The sequence below is a fragment of the Pseudoalteromonas sp. MMG010 genome (assembly GCF_018100905.1).
Classification (GTDB): Bacteria; Pseudomonadota; Gammaproteobacteria; order Enterobacterales; family Alteromonadaceae; genus Pseudoalteromonas.
Map to the genome: position 1 here is coordinate 91,166 of NZ_JAGJEG010000005.1, position 17,899 is coordinate 109,064.

Consider the following 17,899-nt stretch of genomic DNA (forward strand, 5'->3'; position numbering starts at 1 on the left):
AAACTCCTAAGCGAATTGGCGTTGTTCACCTTCACCATCTACATTACTCACACAACGACCACAGATTTCAGGGTGTGCAGGATCAACCCCTACATCATCGCTGTAATGCCAACAACGCTCACATTTAGCAGCATCAGTAGCGGCAACACTAATGTATAACCCTTCAATTTCTGTTGCTTGTGTATCGTTAGGCTGGCTTTGTACTTGCTCTACAGTGACCGCAGAGGTAAGTAATACAAAACGTAGCTCATCACCTAATGCAGTTAATGTGCTGCTTAGCGCTTCGTTAGCGTATAAATTAACGGTTGCTTGCAAAGTAGCACCAATGACTTCTTCTTTACGCGCAGCTTCTAAAACACGATTCACTTCATCGCGAACATTTAAAATAGCTTGCCAATCGTCATTACTAAATTGTGTACTTGTCGGTTTTTGTAAACCTTCATACCACACAGATGTAAATACAAATTCGCCACGTTCACCAGGTAATGCTTGCCAAATTTCTTGCGCTGTAAAACTCATAATCGGTGCCATCCAACGCGTCATCGCCTCAGCAATATGGTACAAGGCTGTTTGACATGAACGACGAGCATGACTATCACTTTTCGCAGTATATTGACGGTCTTTAATAACATCTAGGTAGAATGAACCTAATTCACCCGTACAGAAATTCATCAGCTTTTGCGTTACTAATAACATTTGGTAATTATCATAAGCAGATACAATTTCTTCTTGCAGCTGTGCAGCTTGCCCTACGATCCATTTATCAAGCTCAACCATTTCATCAACTGGCACTTGATCCGTTTTCGGATCAAACCCACTTAAGTTAGCTAATAAATATCGGCTCGTATTACGAATACGACGGTAACGATCGGCAGAGCGTTTAAATATCTCATCAGACACAGTCATTTCTGCAGTGTAGTCGGTAGAAGCAACCCACAAGCGTAGAATGTCGGCACCTAGCTTATTCATCACATTTTGTGGCGAAATAACATTACCTAATGATTTAGACATTTTACGGCCGTTTTCATCAACAGTAAAACCATGAGTTAATACCTGACGGTATGGTGCATGACCATTAATCGCAACCGATGTCATCATTGAAGACATAAACCAACCACGGTGTTGATCTGAACCTTCAAGGTATAAATCAGCTGGGCCAGTAAGTTCTTCACGCGCATCAACTACACACGCATGTGATACACCAGAATCAAACCATACATCTAACGTATCTTGTACTTTCATGTATTGTTTTGCGTCTTCTTCACCTAGTAAATTTACAGGGTCTAAGTCATACCATGCTTGAATACCCGACTTTTCAACTAAGTCGGCAGCTTGTCCAATTAACTCTTGTGTATTTGGATGCAATGCACCTGTATCTTTATCGACAAATAAAGCAATTGGCACACCCCAAGTACGTTGGCGCGAAATACACCAATCAGGACGCCCTTCTACCATGTTAGCTATACGGCTTTCGCCCCACTCTGGTAACCACTGTGTATTTTTTATTTCGGCTAATGAATCTTGACGTAAATTAGCCTGATCCATACTTACAAACCACTGCGGTGTCGCACGGAAAATAATAGGCGTTTTATGACGCCAACAATGAGGATAACTATGCGTTAACGCATGATGATGCATAAGAGCACCACGTTCAGTAAGTACTTCAACTACGCTCGCATTAGCTTTAAATACATGTTGGCCTGCAAATAATTCAGTATCAGGCAAGTAAACACCATTTGCACCGACTGGATTAGCAACTTCTAGGTTGTAATTCAAACCGGCTACAAAATCTTCTTGACCATGCCCTGGCGCGGTATGAACAACACCGGTACCTGATTCAGTCGTAACGTGCTCAGCAACAATAACAGGAACATCAAAGTCATAAAATGGATGAGCTACTTGTAAGTTTTCTAATGCAGCCCCTTTTACATAACCTAAAATATGATAATGATTAAAGCCAAAACGGTCCATTGCATCTTTTACTAACTCAGCGCCTAATATAAGACGTTGTTGTGAACCTTCATCATCAACTTGAACTAAAGCGTATTCTAAGTCTGCATGTACGGCTACTGCACGGTTAGCTGGTAAAGTCCATGGCGTCGTCGTCCAAATAACAGTCCCTACGCTCCCCGTACCTTGATGCGCTTGCGCTAAGTCAAATGCCTTAATCACCGCGTCTTGATCGGCAAATATAAAACGTACATCAATGGCAGGAGATTGCTTATCTTGATATTCAACTTCGGCTTCTGCTAAGGCAGAACCACAATCGGTACACCAATGCACAGGTTTAGCACCTTTGTGTAAATGGCCTTTTTCGATAATACGGCCAAGAACACGAATCGCATTCGCTTCAAAATCAAAGTTCATTGTTAAATAAGGTTTATCCCAATCAGCAAACACACCTAAGCGTTTAAAATCAGTTTTTTGCCCTTCAACTTGCTTTTTAGCGTATGCACGACACTTTTCTCTAAATTCGGCCGCACTGACTTTAACGCCAGGCTTACCAACTTTTTTCTCTACCATTAATTCTATTGGTAAACCATGACAATCCCAACCAGGAATGTAAGGTGCATCAAAGTCAGATAAGGTTTTAGCCTTAACAATAATATCTTTTAAAATTTTATTAACTGAATGACCTAGGTGAATATCACCATTTGCATACGGAGGGCCGTCATGCAATATAAAAGTCTTTTTACCTTTTTTGGCATTACGAATTTGACCATATAAGTCTTGCTCATACCATGTTTTAAGCATTTTTGGTTCACGTTGGGCCAAATTGCCGCGCATTGGAAACGTTGTTTCCGGTAAGTTCAAAGTATGTTTGTAGTCGCTCATTTATCCTACTTTCCGTTTCGGCTACCTAATTAAACCAAAACACTGCTTAGCGGCTGCAACATCAGTTGCAATTTGTGCCGTTAATTGTGTTAATGTCTCGAATTTTTTTTCATCACGTAGCTTTTTAATCAGCTCGACGTGCATAAACTGTCCATAAATATCTTGCGAAAAATCAAAGAGGTGAACCTCTAATAGTGCGCGTGTTCCATTAAAAGTGGGTTTGTTACCAATATTGGCAACCCCAAAAATCTGTTGTGAGCCAATAAAAGCCCTCACTGCAAATACACCATTTACAGGACATACTTGACGTTTCAAGGCAATATTTGCCGTTCTAAACCCAAGTTCACGCCCTTTTTCCCAACCGTGTATTACACGCCCAGAAATAGCATAATCATGGCCAAGCATCACTTTAGCATTTAATAAATCGCCAGACGCTAATGCCTCACGAATCAAAGTACTGCTTACTCTAGCATTTAATTGGCGAAAACTCGCGGTGCTTTTAACATCCATGCCGGCTTTTTCGCCAATACGGGTTAACAATTCAAAGTTGCCTTTTCGCTGTTTACCAAAACGAAAATCATCTCCCACTGTCAGTGCTTTTACACCTAACTTGCTTAGCAATACATCATTAACAAATTGCTCTGCGCTTACATTGGCAAATTGCTGATTAAAACTGATACAAATCACCCGGGCTATTCCCAGCGCTTTTAATAACCTAAGCTTATCTCGCAGCCTAGTTAAACGTGCTGGCGCATTTTGCTTAGCAAAAAACTCTTGTGGCTGAGGTTCAAACAACATCACTGTGCTGGGTAAGTTATGCGCTTTCGCATCACTAAGTAGACCTTTAATCACTTCAGCATGACCTAAATGCACACCGTCAAAATTACCAATAGTCAGTACACAGCCAAAATGATGCGCACGAATATTGTGTATACCTCTAATTAATTCCATGCCACCTAATGCCTTATTTCAACGCGTTTCTATTTACCTGTAACAGTGTAAATTATGCAGAATTGCCCGATTATAATCTTTTTTTTAGTTTGATTCAGTAGTTGCAACACTTTTTATCGTATTTAGTCTAATACCGAGTAAAAACAGCACTAAAAAATAAATAGCCCCCGCTAGTAACAGTAAACCGAACAACAGTAAAACTTGATCATAAAACACCCACTCTTTCCAGGTAAATTGGGTCGAAACAAACCCTATACACACGCCCATCACTATAGCGCCGAATACACACTTAATAGTAAATTTTGAACTGAACGCTGAAAACGAATACACCTGATCTTTTTTAAGTTGTCGATATAATAAATACGCATTGCAACTTGCCGATAGCGATGTCGCTAATGCAAGGCCTAAATAACCAATAAAAGGAGCCAATATAATATTAAAAACCATATTCAGTACTAACGTAATAATGCCAATACGCACAGGTGTTTTAGTATCTTGACGAGCATAAAAGCCTGGAGCCAGTACTTTAATAAGCATAAAACTGACTAAGCCCACTGAATAAGCAACAACGCCAAAACTAACGGCACTGACATGATCAATTTCACTGTGTTCAAAAGCACCATGATCAAATAAAACAGAAATAATTAAAGGGCTAGTGATCATTAACCCCACCATGGCCGGTAAACCCAAAAATATAACAAACCGCACGCCCCAATCTAAGGTATGTTGAAAGTCATTTTTATTATCACTACTGTGTAATTTAGAAAGCGCAGGCAAAATAACGGTCGCTATACCAATCCCAAATAAGCCCAACGGAAATTCAATTAACCTATCAGAGTAATATAACCAAGCGATAGACCCTGTCATCAACATCGAAGCGATAACGGTATCGAGTAATAAATTAATTTGGCTAATGGATACCCCAAAAAGTGCAGGAAGCATTAGCTTTCTTACCTTTTTAACATTTTCATCTTTCCAACCCCATTTGGGCCAAACTAACATTTTTGCCCGCAATAAAAAGGGAAGCTGAAATAGTAACTGAACCAAACCACCTACAAATACACCAATAGCAAGTGAGTAAGCACCCACACTAAATTTATCATGCAACAAAATAGCACAGCTAATAATACTGACGTTCAGCAGTACGGGCGTAAATGCAGCTACGGCAAAACGATTGTAAACGTTCATCAGAGCACCGCTTAATGCGACTAAACTAACAAAAAACAAATAAGGAAAGGTTAATTTTAATAATGCACTTGCCAACTCAAATTTAGCGCCATCAGGTCCCCCTTGCCACCAATCAATAAACCAGCCGGTACCAAATAGGGCTGCGATTACCGGCGAAGCTATCACGCCAATTAAAGTAACAATCAGTACAATACACCCAAGAGTTCCCGCGGCATTGGCAACAAACAATTTTACTTTATCATCACCTTGTTGTTCTTTTATTTCGCTTAAAACGGGTACAAATGCTTGCGCAAATGCGCCTTCTGCGAATAAACGCCTTAAAAAGTTAGGGATACGATTAGCAAAAAGAAAAACATCGGCCGCCGCACCAGCGCCTAATAAATTAGCCACCACGGCATCACGCACGAGCCCTAATATTCTTGATATCATAGTCATACAGCTCACTATCATACCGGAGCGAAATAAACCCTTGGCCACATTAAACCTATAAAAAATTCCTTAAGTTGAGCGATTATGCCTAAAATTAGTTTAAATCACTAGGCTGTTACAGCCTGCTTTGTTACAATAGCGATATTAACTGCTAAAGCGGCAAATTGATGTTCGTTATAAGGAGCAGTTTTTCTTGGATTGTTAAAAAAACATTGACAGCCATGATAAAAACAGGCATATTCCACGGCCTTTAATTTAAGCTTTATTTAAGATTGTTAGGAGCAAACCTTGGCTAACATCAAGTCTGCAAAAAAACGCGCTATCACCAGCGAAAAAAACCGTCAACACAACGCAAGTCGTCGTTCAATGATGCGTACTTACTTCAAAAAAGTAACCGTAGCTATTGAAGCTGGTGACAAAGAAGCTGCACAGCAAGCTTTTTCTGTTGCAACACCTATCTTAGACCGTTACGCAACTAAGGGTCTAATTCACAAAAACAAAGCTGCTCGTCATAAGAGCCGTTTAGCTGCTAAAATTAAAGCACTATAATTTGTTTTTGAAATTAAAAAAACCGGCTTAGCCGGTTTTTTTTTGCTTAAAATTTAATGTCATTATAAACAATTAAGTTCTGGGTAAAACTTATTAAGTATTAAAGCAATTCTCTTTGGGTTAAATGGTTTTACCACATAACCTTTTGCGCCTAGATTAATTGCCTCTTTAATTTCTTCAACATCAGAATGCGCTGATGCCATCACAACATTTGTTTGAGGGTTTAATTCATTAATTTGAGCAATTAAATCTTTACCATCTCCGTCAGGCAACTCTACATCTAAAAAAATAATATTAAACGCAGTTGTTTTACACTCGTTAATACACTGCGAAGCCGTTGCGGCCTCTGTTACATTTTCTATACCCAAATGCATTAGAGTTTGCTTTAAAAATCCACGTACTGTGCTAACATCATCAACAATTAAAATTGATAGCTGTGTATCCATGTGTTTCCCCGTAAGCTTTACATTAGCTTAAGTGATTATTTAACTTAGTTTTAATTATTATTTCATTATAGAGACCTACGCTAAAAAGGCCAGATTTGCTTTATGTCTAAAACGTCAAAGAAACAAACTTTACTTACAAGCCAACCAAAAAAACGTAAACCGGCTAAAAACACCAATAAACTTAAGCCAACAAATACACAAATAAATGGAGCAAAAGCTAGCGAAAAAAAACCAGGCGCACCGCAAAAAAAGACTCGCTCAAAAAAAGTGGGATTCACTTTATTAGCAAGCTGTCTTTTAGTGCTTTTTATTTTCCCTAAACCGACTTTACTCAGCTATCAAAAACTTGGCATGTTAAGCGAAAGCATATACTGGCCAGGTTTTTTTGGTTATGGTAGCCGGTTAGTTGACTCTCACTTTCATCCGCAAGTAGATAGTGACCGAAAAACACTTTACTTATGCAGCGACAAAGCCAATCCTAAAAGCTGTCAGAAGTATACTATCGTCGCGGATAAAGGGGTTGTTTCTGCGCTCAAAGCTTACTTTAACCATTAAAAAAACTAATCTGAAAATTTAAAATTACTTGGTTGAAAGGTGTGCAAAAGATCACCATAATGGCGCTCCTTTTTTCAACAACTGAACTATTGAAACGACCATGCTAAACGAGCTAGATTGGCTTTTAAACACGACATTACTTGCACTTGGGTTAGGTGCTTTTTTTATTAACCAACTTACACTGCTTCGTATTGCTGCGATAAGCGCGTGTGCCTTACTGTTTATATCTTTTAATTTAGATTTTATGTCGTCAAGCGTGATTTCAAACATGAGTTTAGTGCTGATAAATACATTTTATTTGTTCAAGGTGTATACCTTTGGGCAGTTTAATGTAAGCCAAAGTTAAACAATTCTCTCCCTAGAATTTTTTATAGCCCAGCCATGCTGGGCTTTTTTATTTAAAGAGTTGGCTGTCATGTTGAACTAAGTTAATATTTCTAACGTATAAATCAACTTTTGGGCGTTATTATGTCAATTTCTGATTTCGATTTATTTTTATCTTCGATGGAAGATGTTACCCCACTTAAACATGACACCATTGACCCTATTGCAAACAATGCGACCTTCGCTTTAGCGCAACAAGAAAAACGCAACGCTGCGCAATTACGTTTAGCCGATGACGAAAACTACTTATTAACAGAGCGAGTTGAATTGCTCGATCCATACGCTATGCTCAGCTATAAAAAAGAAGGTGTTCAACATGGCGTGTTTAAAAACCTACGCTTAGCAAAATATCAATTAGATGCCACTTTAGATTTACATGGCCAATTACTTAAAAATGCTCGATTAGCATTATTTAATTTTGTTAATGACTGCCACCAGCGAAATATTAGAGTGGTGTTAATTAGACATGGCATTGGAATTAAGAATAAAAGTCAGCCGGGTGTATTAAAAAGCTATGTAAATAAATGGCTTAAACAACTACCTTGTGTACTTGCGTATCACACAGCACAGAAGCACCACGGAGGAAGTGGTGCAACCTATGTGCTAATAAAGAAAAGTGATGAGAAGAAACACGAAAACCGTGAAATTCATAGCAAACGTTAAGCCAGTACCTCAATTGTATTATCATCCATAATATAGGCGTGTTGATATTGCCCATTACCTTGGTTAAACCATGCAGATACACCTAGGATTACTACTGAGATAACTACTAAACTTAATTTGACACCACTATGACTAGACTTCATTACAACCTCTTTTATTTTTATTATGTTGCTTATAGTTTAACCACAGTAATAAAAATGACACAAGGTAACAAGGTGTTTTATAAATTATTTAGTTTGGTGTTAATAACCTTTTGTTCTATTAATCTTATTAATAAGCGGCACTTTATCGTTAAAACAGTTGATATTGTGAGCGATTTGTTCAACTACATTATTAATATCAGATAATGCGGCACAATGCGGGGTAATCGTTATTTTTGGGTGAGACCAAAATGGGTGGTTAGGCGATAAGGGTTCTTCATTAAAGACATCTAATGTTGCCGCTGCAATTTTATTGCTATCTAAGGCGTCAATTAAATCGCTATCAATTACATGCTGCCCCCTTGCTACATTTATTACAATTGCATGCGCTGGCAGCTTATCTAAAAGCTCGCTATTAATAATGCCCTTTGTCGTCGGTGTTAAAGGTAACAAGCACACTAACACATCGACAACCGGTAGCATTTTATTTAATCCCGACAGCCCAAAATGTAGTTCGACATTGCTATCCTCTCGAGGATGGTTAGCCCATGCACTCACCGTGAAATCATTTTTAAGTAATTTAGCAGCACATACTTTGGCAAGCTCACCATAGCCAAGTAATCCAACGTGGTTAAAATGTAATGCCCGCTTAGGTTTCCAGGTTTCATTAGCTTGCTTTATGAAATATTCTTTTAATCTTAACTTATGTGCCAACACGTGAGTTAACACATAGTCAGCCATATCATTAGCCAACTGCGTATCAACAATACGTACCACCTGTACCGTTTCCTCTAATACAGATAAATCAATACTATCGACACCAGCGCCAAAAGAAGACACAACTTTTAGATTTGGTAGTTGTTGCCACATATCTAATGGCGCATTCCAGGCAAGAACAAATTTAATACCGCGGGGATCATCACAATCAGGCCATTGCTCTATTTTAATACCTGCGAGCCTGGCACTTAATTTAGCAATTAATTTGGTGTTATCTCTTCGCGAAATTGCCACTAATACCGACATGATGATCTCCTGTTATTAAATAATGTAATAAAACACACATGCAAACTATTTAAAAGGTCACACTATTGCAAAATAAATGTCATACCTAAAACTTAACCTAGCACCACAGCATGCACTAATGTGTAAAAGAGGTTTATATGATAAGCGTTGATGAAGTAATTGCAGCAAAGCTACCACAACTTGAAAACTCGCCTAAACTAAAAGACTTTGTTAAAAAAGGATTAGGTTATTTATTACATGAACAAGAGTTTGTTGCTTTTGCCGATACCTACCCTCATTTACAGGGGATTGAATTTGTTGAACAAGTATTAGATGAACTTAATTTTGATACTCGTTACAAGTCAAATCAGATGGAAAATATACCCAGTGAAGGTAAGTTAGTGATCGTGGCTAATCACCCTCTTGGCTCTGTTGATGCACTGGCATTAATTAAAGTGCTATCAAATGTGCGCCAAGATTTAAAAGTTGTTGCTAATCGCATGCTAATGTCAGTGACTGCTATGCATTCATTATTATTACCCGTTGATAACTTATCTGGTACAAGTAAAAAACAAGAATTATCAAATATTCAGCAACATTTAAAAAACGAAGGAGCACTGCTGATATTTCCGGCTGGTGAAGTGTCTCGCTTAAGCCCGACAGGAATTAAAGATTGTCAATGGAACAGTGGGTTTTTACGCATGGCTAAAAAATCAAACAGCCCGATATTACCGGTATTTATAAAAGCAAAAAACAGCCCTCTTTTTTATGGGACTTCAATGGTTTATAAACCACTGGCCAGCTTATTATTAGTAAAGGAAATGTTTAAACAACGAAAAAAGTCACTTGAATTTGAAATTGGCGCTTCAATTCCTCCAGAATCCTATTTAATTGATAATCTTAAAGACAAAGAAATTGTTAATCTTATTAGAAAACAATTATATCGACTTTGCAGTAAAAAAAATCTCCCCCTTAAAACCCAAGCACCAATTGCGATAGCCGAAGGGAAAAAAGATTTAAAAAAAGCGATAGAAAATTGCCAATTATTAGGTGAAACTCAAGATGGCATGCATATATACTTGTATCAATACCAAGGGAGCTCGCCATTATTTAGAGAGCTGGGCCGCTTGCGAGAAATTGCATTTAGAGCAGTAGGCGAAGGAAGTGGCAAACGCCGTGATGTAGATAAATATGATATGGATTACCAACATTTAGTACTTTGGGACCCCACTCAATTAGAACTTGTTGGCGCATACCGGTTAGCTTGTGCACAAGAAATCATAAATAAACATGGCCGCGAAGGTCTATACACAGATAGTTTATTTAGTTACACCCATAAAATGGATCCTTATTTTAATCAAGGGATTGAATTGGGCCGAAGTTTTGTGCAGCCGCAGTATTGGGGCCGAAAAAGCCTAGATTATTTATGGTATGGCATCGGTGCGTTTATTAAAAACTACCCTCAATATCGTTATTTGTTTGGTGCTGTGAGCGTATCAAATACTATGCCAAACCAAGCAAAAGCACTGCTAGTCTATTACTATCAACATTATTATCGCGCTAAACAAACTCTCGCCACCCCAAACAATGAGTTTAAACTCCCTCCCAAAGAAAGCACACTATGTACAAGCACTTTCCTTGGCAATAATTTAAAAGAAGACTTTGTTGAACTTAAACATGTTTTGGCTAATATGAACGCACAAGTACCCACTTTATTTAAACAATATACTGAGTTGTGCAAGCCTGGCGGTGTTGAATTTCTAAGTTTTAGTATTGACCCTGAATTTAATAATTGTATCGACGGTTTAGTCTTGGTCGATTTACACCGTGTCAAAGATAATAAAGCCAAGCGCTACCTGAGTTAAATTAGTGCTTGCGTGTAAACTCATAGGGCGTTAGCTTAATCATTTATTTATTAACTTTATAAGCTAATGATTACTCTGCGCCCTTTTAAACACCTTGATATTTCAGACTTACAACGTATTTTAAACAACGAAGTCGTCACTCAATATTTATCATCGAAAATTCCTTTTCCATACACTCAAAGCGATGCGAGTTGGTGGATCACTACAGGCTCTCAGCAAGGTTATATTAAAGCCATTGAACTTAATGATAAGTTAATAGGTTGTATTGGTATTATTCCTGGCGAATTTGAATATCAGTGCAATGGTGAAATAGGTTACTGGCTTGATCCTGCTTATTGGGGAAAAGGCATTATGAAAAGAGCAATTATTTCTATCACCAATGAGGTATTTACTCATACCTCATTGCAGCGAATAGAAGCGGCGGTATTTAGTGATAATATCAATTCGCAGCACGTATTAATAAAAGCGGGATTTAATCATGAAGCCACTTTAAAGCGTGCAATTTATAAAGCACCTTATTTTTATGATAATCATATTTTTAGCTTGCTGCGCAGCACGACGCTAAGCAACTCATAAAATAAGTCATAGCGATGTACAACGTACACTTAGTAAAAGTGATTAAATATTTACAGTGTGAGCATACTAACGGTTTTTATTCGTGCTCAAAGCCATATAAATTAATAACAGTTAAACACTTATTGTTAAAATTAAATACTCATTTTGTATCGCTCAATCAGGTCCTTAGCAAGACAATTTTGCGACGATTCATTTCACAATTAGTCAACACATAATACGATAAAATACGTTAAAGTTAATCTATATCAATAAAATGATTTACAACTTTCAAATATTTTTGAAAGTTTGATCTAACGCAGTTTTTCATATGAACTTTTAAACAATAATACATCCAATTACACAGTTATTGTTGGAGATACCTCTATGAAAACCTCATTAAAAGTCGCTTTAATTAGTTCTTTATTAGCTTTAACACCTGTCGCTAACGCAGCCCTTAGCGTTAACGTCGGTGCTATTAATGTAAACCCAGATGATTCTAGCTCTGCAATAGATCAAAACTCAGCACTAGGCTTAAAAGGCAGCGATAATACTCAATTAGGCATAACTGTAGATTATGCCTTTAATGAAAAATGGGTATTGGAATTAATCGCAGCAACGCCATTTAGCCATGATGTCCAAGGTAGTGGTGCAATAGAAGGCAATAATATTGCAACGATCAAACAGTTACCGCCTTCTCTTATTGCGCAATACCATTTTTTAGATAGCAGTAATAAGCTACGTCCTTTTATCGGTGTTGGGGTAAATTACACAACCTTTTTTGATGAACAGCCAACAGCCGCATTAAAATCGGTACTTGGCACTGATGATGTGACCGTTGAACTTGATGATTCGTTCGGTTTTGTCGCACAAGTAGGTGCAAATTATAAAATAGACTCGAATTGGGGATTGCATGCGATGGTATCATTGATGGATATAGATACTGATGCCACCGTGTATGCCAATGGCGAAAAAGCTCTCACATCAACGGTCGAACTAGATCCTGTTGTTGCGATGTTCGCAGTGAAATACAGCTTTTAAAAATAGTGTATAACTCATAAAAAAGCGTGTGTTAGTAATTAACACACGCTTTTATTTAATTAAAACAAACCGGTACTGTTAACTATTGGCCGGTAAGTTACTTCGTTTTTTTTGTTCTAGCATTGCTTTCCAATGCATCACTTCACTTGGCAAGCTAGGTGTTTCACCTTCATACCCTGCCACTTCAAGCATTTGCTTTACACTAATCACAGATTTTTTTGTCTTAAAAACACCTCTAACATAGGCAATCGCGTGTAAACCTCGCTCAGATTGAAATTTCTGCTCTATGTAAAAATACTTATGATCCCAACCTACTAAGCGTGTGCTAATGGTAAAGCGCTGTAATGGTTTAATATCACGAATATAAGTAATGGCTGTTGCATTCACAATAGGAAACCAGCGGCGTTTTATAATTGGCTGTAGCAGCCCTACTCGCTCAGTCATCCAAGTACGAGATAAATCCATCATCGCCAAATAACGAGAGTTGGTTAAATGCATATTTATATCGCAATCACTAGGTAATGCTTTGTATTCAATATCAATAGTGTCTAATAAAGGTTGAAGCACTTTATTACGTTTAATTTTAAAAAATAACAAAATAAGACGAAAATATAAATTCACAGTGAGGGTCTTAGCAGTAATATTTCATTAAGTGTAACACGCCAACTTGCTTAGATAAAAACTCTGTTTTACTCTCATATTCCAAAATTATAAAAATAAGTCATTATGAAATATATACTGCATTGTATTGTTACTATTGGTTTTTGTTTATTTAGCCATAACACTCTAGCCAGTTTTAATTTACCAGGAAAAGGTGTGATCACTTATCCTACTGGTATACAAAAGCAATTTAAATTTGGTTTTGCGTGGGATGAGCAAAGCAAACAATTTACTATTGCCGATAAAAGCTACAACATGTCACAACTGCCCGATTCTTACTCAGTTGCTATTACTTTATCAAAAGATGATAGTCAGGTTTGGGTACAAGAATTTAATAATGGGTTTATTGAGTCGTTTGAATGGCATATAGGTGAGCACACCGTTACCCTTAAAAAACAAAAATTTAATGAACCAGTAAAAGGAGATTACGTTATAAACTTAAATGAGCGCAGTTATTTTTTTACTCGAAGTAACGCAAGTATTGTGATTAATTTTGATAAACAGGGTATACAAAACATAGCAATTAACGGGGTAACGAAAAACATGGGAACTAAAAAATAGCTCCCTTAAAAGATTAAACCTTTACTGTTTTTCTATTGATACCGTAATCTCGTAACTTGTTTGCCACCGCAGTATGACTGAGGCCTAATCGTTTTGATAATTGTCGTGAGCTTGGGTAAGCGGGGTATAATTTACGTAGTAACGTCGCTTCAAAACGCTTCATAGCTTGCTCTAATGACCCTTCAAAGTCAGATTCTAAATACCCTAAATCATGGGTAAATGTTGGTAACTGTAAATGTTCAACACATAATTGATCATCGTCCAATAATGAAACAGCTCGATAAATTGCATTCTCTAGCTGTCTAACATTCCCAGGCCAAGGGTATTGTTGTAAAAATGCTAAACACTGTGGAGATAAAGCAGGAGTTACATGCCCGTTTTGTTGTGCATATTTTTGAATAAAATGCTCAGCTAAAGGGCCTATATCGGCTTGCCTATCTCTTAGTGGCGCAATTTCAAGCGTTAGTACATTAATTCGGTAATACAAGTCTTCCCTAAATATCCCTTCTTGCACCATCGCTGGTAAATCTTTTTGTGTTGCAGCAATTATCCGAACATTCACTTTAACTTCGTTTTCATCGCCGACTTTTCTAAATGTACCATCTTGTAAAAAACGCAATAGTTTGGTTTGTAGTTGGGTAGACATTTCACCTACCTCATCTAAAAAAACCGTTCCCCCGTCTGCTTGCTCTAATACCCCCCGCTTTGGCGAGATATTATCTTCATAACCGGCATAGCCAAATAATTCAGATTCAGCAACGTCATCAGGTAAAGACGCACAAGATAATGCAATAAAAGGTTTTACCGAGCGACTTGATGCATAATGGCACGCGCGGGCTAAAAGTTCTTTACCTGTGCCTGTTTCCCCAGTAATTAAAATAGGTGCTTCTAACTGTGACATTTTACGCGCTTCACGCACCACTCGACGCATCGCGGTACTAAAATTATGAATCGTCGCAAAGCTTTCTTGGCCATAGCGTCTAAATGCACTCACCTGCTGCCCCAAACGGCTTTGCGATTTGATATTAATAACCGCACCGGCAAGCACGTCTCCTTCCCCCCCTTGAGGTACAGAAATAGGTAAAATATCAGCAATAAAGTCTTCCCCAGCAACGTTTACCCGAGTGGTTTGCCCTAAAACCTCTTTACTTTCTAACCATCGAGTAAAGTTAAACCCTTTTAATAAATTATTAATATTATCGCCAAGCACTTCCTTATTAGTTAGTTGCAAATCACGACAAGCGGCATCATTACATAGCCTGACATACCCTTTGGCATCGATTGAAATAACCCCATCAGGGAGTGCACTTAATAGCGTATTAAGTTCATTATGTTCACGTTCAGAAGGTAAAAAAGGGGTCGTTCTAACATCTTCAACACCATCAATTAATCGAATAGATGGCATTATTTTTTGAAATTGTTCAAACTCAATTTCAGGGAAACTGACATACATCCGACTATTATGTGAATCAACCTCAATCCCTTTTAAATCGACTTGGTAATTTACTAATATATTTAGTATTTCTTGAGCAATGCCAATTCTATCAGCACAATGAATGTCTAAACGCATGTTATAACCAACTAAAGGAAATTATACCTCTGATAATACGCTAACAATTAGTAAACCGTAAAGATTTTTGGACAAAATGTTATTGTCATAAAACACTAACTAATAAAAAATAATTAACTTAATTATAAAAAAAACATTATTACATAACTCACTTCCTCCTTGATGAATATAAACAATAAGAAAGTATTATCTTTTCAAGTTGAATGTATTTATAATCAATTGTATGTAAAATGTTAAAACCCTGAATTTAATCATTAAAGGTGTTCGAATAAATGAATTGTAAGAACGTTGTTATTTTTGTATTAGCTTACTCTTTGATTGGTTGTAACGTAGAAGACTCAACAGTTGTTAGTGAAACAGAATCACAAAAAACAAATGCCCAATTAAAAAGCGAACTAATCGCAACTTCATATTCAGGGACTATCACTATTAATAATGAATCGTTACAACCGGTTTCCGGAGTATCAATTCAGTTAGCTGATCAGCAATTTACAACAAATGAAAATGGGGTCGTTAATCTTAGTGATATTAGCTATGGAAATCATAGTGTATTTATCGAAAGTAGCAGTTACCTTCCATATACGAGCACCCTATTAATAAATGACAATGCGTTTGCATATAATCTTACTATTCAAAGCAAGTCGAGTACTCAAAGCAGTCTATTGTTTGCAGGTGATACCATGTTCGGGCGTCGCTTTTTAGATCCATCTTTAACAACAATGACAACGGATATCCCTGATGTAGAAGACGCTTTAATACGACCTGCAACAGCAAGTGAAGATGCGCAAGCACTCACACACTATGTCTCCTCGTTTTTCCAAGCAGCTGATTTTGCATCGGTCAATTTAGAGTCTCCAATCACAGATACCCCTCAAACCCTTCACCCGAGCAAAGAATTTAGCTTTTTTTCACTCTCTGATACCTTAAATGGTATTAAGTCTATTGGTGTTGATTATATAGCTCTTGGCAATAATCACGTATATGACTTTTTAGAAGATGGCTTAGAAGATACATTACTTGAAGTCGAGCAAGCTGATCTCGCTTACAGTGGCGCAGGGGTAGATATTGCTAGTGCATATCAACCTGAATATATAGATGTGGGTACATTAAAACTGGGTTTATTTTCAGCAACATCAATTACTGGAATAGAACATGAAATTACCTATGTTACTGGTGAAAATAAAGGCGGAGCGGCTGATTTAACTGAGACTGCTTTGGTCGATGCATCCCTAGAGCAAGCAAAGCAAAGTAGTGACTTTGTAATTGCTCAAATGCATGGCGGCAATGAATACAGCTATGCGCCGACAAGCTATATTGAAGGGCGTTTTGAAGCACTATCACAGCAAAATACAGATTTATTGATTGCTCATCACCCTCATATTGCTCAAGGTTTTGCGGTATATAATAATGTCCCAGCTATTTTAGGTTTAGGGAACTTTGTTTTTGATCAAAATCGCCTTGAGACCCTGCTGGGTGTAGCGGTCATGACGACCGTCGATGCAGACACTAAAAGCATTGCAAATACATACGCTTATCCAATATATATTGAAGAATATCAACCTCGCTTTACACGGGGCTTTTTAAGCGATTATTTATTGCGTCGCTTAGCCGAACTGTCTGATGATAATATTACTTTGATACCTAAAGAGGGTTACGCAAAAGTATACTTTGAAAAAAATAAAGCCACAGTCAGCACTAATTCTGTAGAAATCACCTTGCAAAGTGATCAAACTTTAGTTGATTTACGTAACTACGCACCAACAAGTAAAGCCTTTTTATCTAAAGTAGAATTAATTGAAGGAACAATCCCTAGTAATATAAAACTGGGACGAGACATGATGATTTTTGGTGATTTTGAAGATTGGGATAATGATAATGAGCAACTTGAGGTTGCACGTTGGGATCATAGCGCAGATAGTATTGCGCTATGTGTTAGCGATGTACGTACAGGAGAACAAGCACTATGCTCTACTCGTACACAATTTTCTAACCAACCTTCATTCATTTCTTTTAAACAAACGATTCGTACCATGGAATTGCAAGATGATGCAGGTAATGATGAAGTGTTTAAAGACTTTAGTTTACTCGGTTATAGTAAAGCCGATAACGCTGGTAAACTTGATGCTGAGATAGTGTATACAACCGCTGAAGATAACCTTGAATTTTCAACTCAATATGTAGATATCGAAAATGCAGGAACACATGACTGGCAAGCATTCCAACATGATTTTTCTCTTCCATCAGATGAGACAACATTAGGCCCTGATTCACTTCCTCCGCGCGGAATAAAACTCGCTTTTCGTCATTTTTCACCTGAATCATCAGAGGGCACTTTAATGCTTGATGATATCGCAATGATTTCATGGCAACAGCCTATTTCGCTTACCAATGAGCAATGGCAAACCGAAAAAATGCACGGTTTTGATTTTATGCATTTGCAATCTGATAGTACGGTTAAGTTACGCTTAACATTCAGTACATTAAATTAAAACCTTTTAGCGAGTAAAA

General features: G+C 37.5%; 17 protein-coding genes. 9 read left to right on the forward strand and 8 right to left on the reverse strand.

Translation table 11 applies throughout. The features are described from left to right. Nucleotides 1-6: 6 nt before the first annotated feature. From ileS to murJ, 3 genes are all read right to left on the reverse strand, one after another. A complete protein-coding gene (gene ileS / locus J8L70_RS07440; protein WP_211054911.1) occupies nucleotides 7-2,835 on the reverse strand; it encodes an isoleucine--tRNA ligase in 2,829 nt (942 codons plus the stop codon). Nucleotides 2,836-2,856: 21 nt separating this feature from the next. Further along, complete coding sequence (gene ribF / locus J8L70_RS07445; protein WP_211054912.1) at nucleotides 2,857-3,786, reverse strand: bifunctional riboflavin kinase/FAD synthetase; 930 nt, start codon at nucleotides 3,784-3,786, stop codon at nucleotides 2,857-2,859. 84 nt (nucleotides 3,787-3,870) lie between these two features. After that, on the reverse strand, nucleotides 3,871-5,451 hold the full coding sequence (gene murJ, locus J8L70_RS07450; RefSeq protein ID WP_348772138.1) for a murein biosynthesis integral membrane protein MurJ: 1,581 nt from the start codon (nucleotides 5,449-5,451) through the stop codon (nucleotides 3,871-3,873). Nucleotides 5,452-5,691: 240 nt separating this feature from the next. Here murJ and rpsT point away from each other — a divergent pair, with 240 nt between their 5' ends. Further along, nucleotides 5,692-5,952, forward strand: coding sequence for a 30S ribosomal protein S20 (gene rpsT / locus J8L70_RS07455; RefSeq protein WP_211054913.1), 261 nt, complete (start codon nucleotides 5,692-5,694; stop codon nucleotides 5,950-5,952). Between the two features lie 62 nt (nucleotides 5,953-6,014). On the opposite strand, the gene J8L70_RS07460 is transcribed toward rpsT, so the two are convergent. Beyond that, a complete protein-coding gene (locus J8L70_RS07460; RefSeq protein WP_211054914.1) occupies nucleotides 6,015-6,398 on the reverse strand; it encodes a response regulator in 384 nt (127 codons plus the stop codon). A 102-nt stretch (nucleotides 6,399-6,500) separates the two neighbouring features. On the opposite strand from J8L70_RS07460, the gene J8L70_RS07465 reads away from it, so the two are divergent. From J8L70_RS07465 to smrA, 3 genes are all read left to right on the forward strand, one after another. Beyond that, a complete protein-coding gene (locus tag J8L70_RS07465; RefSeq protein ID WP_211054915.1) occupies nucleotides 6,501-6,953 on the forward strand; it encodes a hypothetical protein in 453 nt (150 codons plus the stop codon). 100 nt (nucleotides 6,954-7,053) lie between these two features. Beyond that, nucleotides 7,054-7,299, forward strand: coding sequence for a hypothetical protein (locus J8L70_RS16060; protein ID WP_247664733.1), 246 nt, complete (start codon nucleotides 7,054-7,056; stop codon nucleotides 7,297-7,299). Between the two features lie 122 nt (nucleotides 7,300-7,421). Next, nucleotides 7,422-8,000, forward strand: a complete 579-nt coding sequence (gene smrA / locus J8L70_RS07475) for a DNA endonuclease SmrA (protein ID WP_211054917.1) — start codon at nucleotides 7,422-7,424, stop codon at nucleotides 7,998-8,000. Here smrA and J8L70_RS07480 read toward each other — a convergent pair. Continuing rightward, a complete protein-coding gene (locus tag J8L70_RS07480) occupies nucleotides 7,997-8,143 on the reverse strand; it encodes a hypothetical protein (RefSeq protein WP_211054918.1) in 147 nt (48 codons plus the stop codon). The genes smrA and J8L70_RS07480 overlap by 4 nt on opposite strands. A 99-nt stretch (nucleotides 8,144-8,242) precedes the next feature. Then, nucleotides 8,243-9,163 (reverse strand): glyoxylate/hydroxypyruvate reductase A, encoded by a 921-nt coding sequence (locus J8L70_RS07485; RefSeq protein WP_211054919.1) that lies wholly within the window; start codon nucleotides 9,161-9,163, stop codon nucleotides 8,243-8,245. A 137-nt stretch (nucleotides 9,164-9,300) separates the two neighbouring features. Here J8L70_RS07485 and J8L70_RS07490 point away from each other — a divergent pair, with 137 nt between their 5' ends. The 3 genes from J8L70_RS07490 to J8L70_RS07500 all read left to right on the forward strand — a co-directional run bounded on the left by J8L70_RS07490 (nucleotide 9,301) and on the right by J8L70_RS07500 (nucleotide 12,600). Further along, nucleotides 9,301-11,007: a lysophospholipid acyltransferase family protein gene (locus J8L70_RS07490; protein ID WP_211054920.1), complete on the forward strand. Its 1,707-nt coding sequence runs from the start codon at nucleotides 9,301-9,303 to the stop codon at nucleotides 11,005-11,007. Between the two features lie 66 nt (nucleotides 11,008-11,073). After that, nucleotides 11,074-11,583, forward strand: a complete 510-nt coding sequence (locus J8L70_RS07495) for a GNAT family protein (RefSeq protein ID WP_211054921.1) — start codon at nucleotides 11,074-11,076, stop codon at nucleotides 11,581-11,583. A gap of 363 nt (nucleotides 11,584-11,946) precedes the next feature. Continuing rightward, complete coding sequence (locus J8L70_RS07500) at nucleotides 11,947-12,600, forward strand: OmpW family outer membrane protein (RefSeq protein ID WP_211054922.1); 654 nt, start codon at nucleotides 11,947-11,949, stop codon at nucleotides 12,598-12,600. Nucleotides 12,601-12,678: 78 nt separating this feature from the next. Here J8L70_RS07500 and J8L70_RS07505 read toward each other — a convergent pair whose 3' ends face one another. Beyond that, nucleotides 12,679-13,221 (reverse strand): thioesterase family protein, encoded by a 543-nt coding sequence (locus tag J8L70_RS07505; protein WP_211054923.1) that lies wholly within the window; start codon nucleotides 13,219-13,221, stop codon nucleotides 12,679-12,681. Between the two features lie 105 nt (nucleotides 13,222-13,326). On the opposite strand from J8L70_RS07505, the gene J8L70_RS07510 reads away from it, so the two are divergent. Continuing rightward, complete coding sequence (locus J8L70_RS07510) at nucleotides 13,327-13,821, forward strand: hypothetical protein (RefSeq protein WP_211054924.1); 495 nt, start codon at nucleotides 13,327-13,329, stop codon at nucleotides 13,819-13,821. A gap of 13 nt (nucleotides 13,822-13,834) precedes the next feature. On the opposite strand, the gene tyrR is transcribed toward J8L70_RS07510, so the two are convergent. Continuing rightward, nucleotides 13,835-15,391 (reverse strand): transcriptional regulator TyrR, encoded by a 1,557-nt coding sequence (gene tyrR, locus J8L70_RS07515; protein WP_211054925.1) that lies wholly within the window; start codon nucleotides 15,389-15,391, stop codon nucleotides 13,835-13,837. 272 nt (nucleotides 15,392-15,663) lie between these two features. Between tyrR and J8L70_RS07520 the strand changes: the two genes are divergently transcribed. Further along, the gene (locus J8L70_RS07520) at nucleotides 15,664-17,880 is read left to right on the forward strand and encodes a CapA family protein (RefSeq protein ID WP_211054926.1); all 2,217 of its coding nucleotides are present in this window, start codon (nucleotides 15,664-15,666) and stop codon (nucleotides 17,878-17,880) included. Nucleotides 17,881-17,899 lie beyond the last annotated feature (19 nt).

Bases quoted from the DNA above. Each gene is read 5' to 3' on its own strand.
- J8L70_RS07490 (WP_211054920.1), top strand. From the start codon at position 9,301: ATGATAAGCGTTGATGAAGTAATTGCAGCAAAGCTACCACAACTTGAA.
- smrA (WP_211054917.1), top strand. From the start codon at position 7,422: ATGTCAATTTCTGATTTCGATTTATTTTTATCTTCGATGGAAGATGTT.
- J8L70_RS07510 (WP_211054924.1), top strand. From the start codon at position 13,327: ATGAAATATATACTGCATTGTATTGTTACTATTGGTTTTTGTTTATTT.
- ribF (WP_211054912.1), bottom strand. From the start codon at position 3,786: ATGGAATTAATTAGAGGTATACACAATATTCGTGCGCATCATTTTGGC.
- J8L70_RS07480 (WP_211054918.1), bottom strand. From the start codon at position 8,143: ATGAAGTCTAGTCATAGTGGTGTCAAATTAAGTTTAGTAGTTATCTCA.
- J8L70_RS07520 (WP_211054926.1), top strand. From the start codon at position 15,664: ATGAATTGTAAGAACGTTGTTATTTTTGTATTAGCTTACTCTTTGATT.
- J8L70_RS07500 (WP_211054922.1), top strand. From the start codon at position 11,947: ATGAAAACCTCATTAAAAGTCGCTTTAATTAGTTCTTTATTAGCTTTA.
- ileS (WP_211054911.1), bottom strand. From the start codon at position 2,835: ATGAGCGACTACAAACATACTTTGAACTTACCGGAAACAACGTTTCCA.
- tyrR (WP_211054925.1), bottom strand. From the start codon at position 15,391: ATGCGTTTAGACATTCATTGTGCTGATAGAATTGGCATTGCTCAAGAA.
- J8L70_RS07465 (WP_211054915.1), top strand. From the start codon at position 6,501: ATGTCTAAAACGTCAAAGAAACAAACTTTACTTACAAGCCAACCAAAA.
- J8L70_RS07485 (WP_211054919.1), bottom strand. From the start codon at position 9,163: ATGTCGGTATTAGTGGCAATTTCGCGAAGAGATAACACCAAATTAATT.
- J8L70_RS16060 (WP_247664733.1), top strand. From the start codon at position 7,054: ATGCTAAACGAGCTAGATTGGCTTTTAAACACGACATTACTTGCACTT.
- J8L70_RS07460 (WP_211054914.1), bottom strand. From the start codon at position 6,398: ATGGATACACAGCTATCAATTTTAATTGTTGATGATGTTAGCACAGTA.
- J8L70_RS07495 (WP_211054921.1), top strand. From the start codon at position 11,074: ATGATTACTCTGCGCCCTTTTAAACACCTTGATATTTCAGACTTACAA.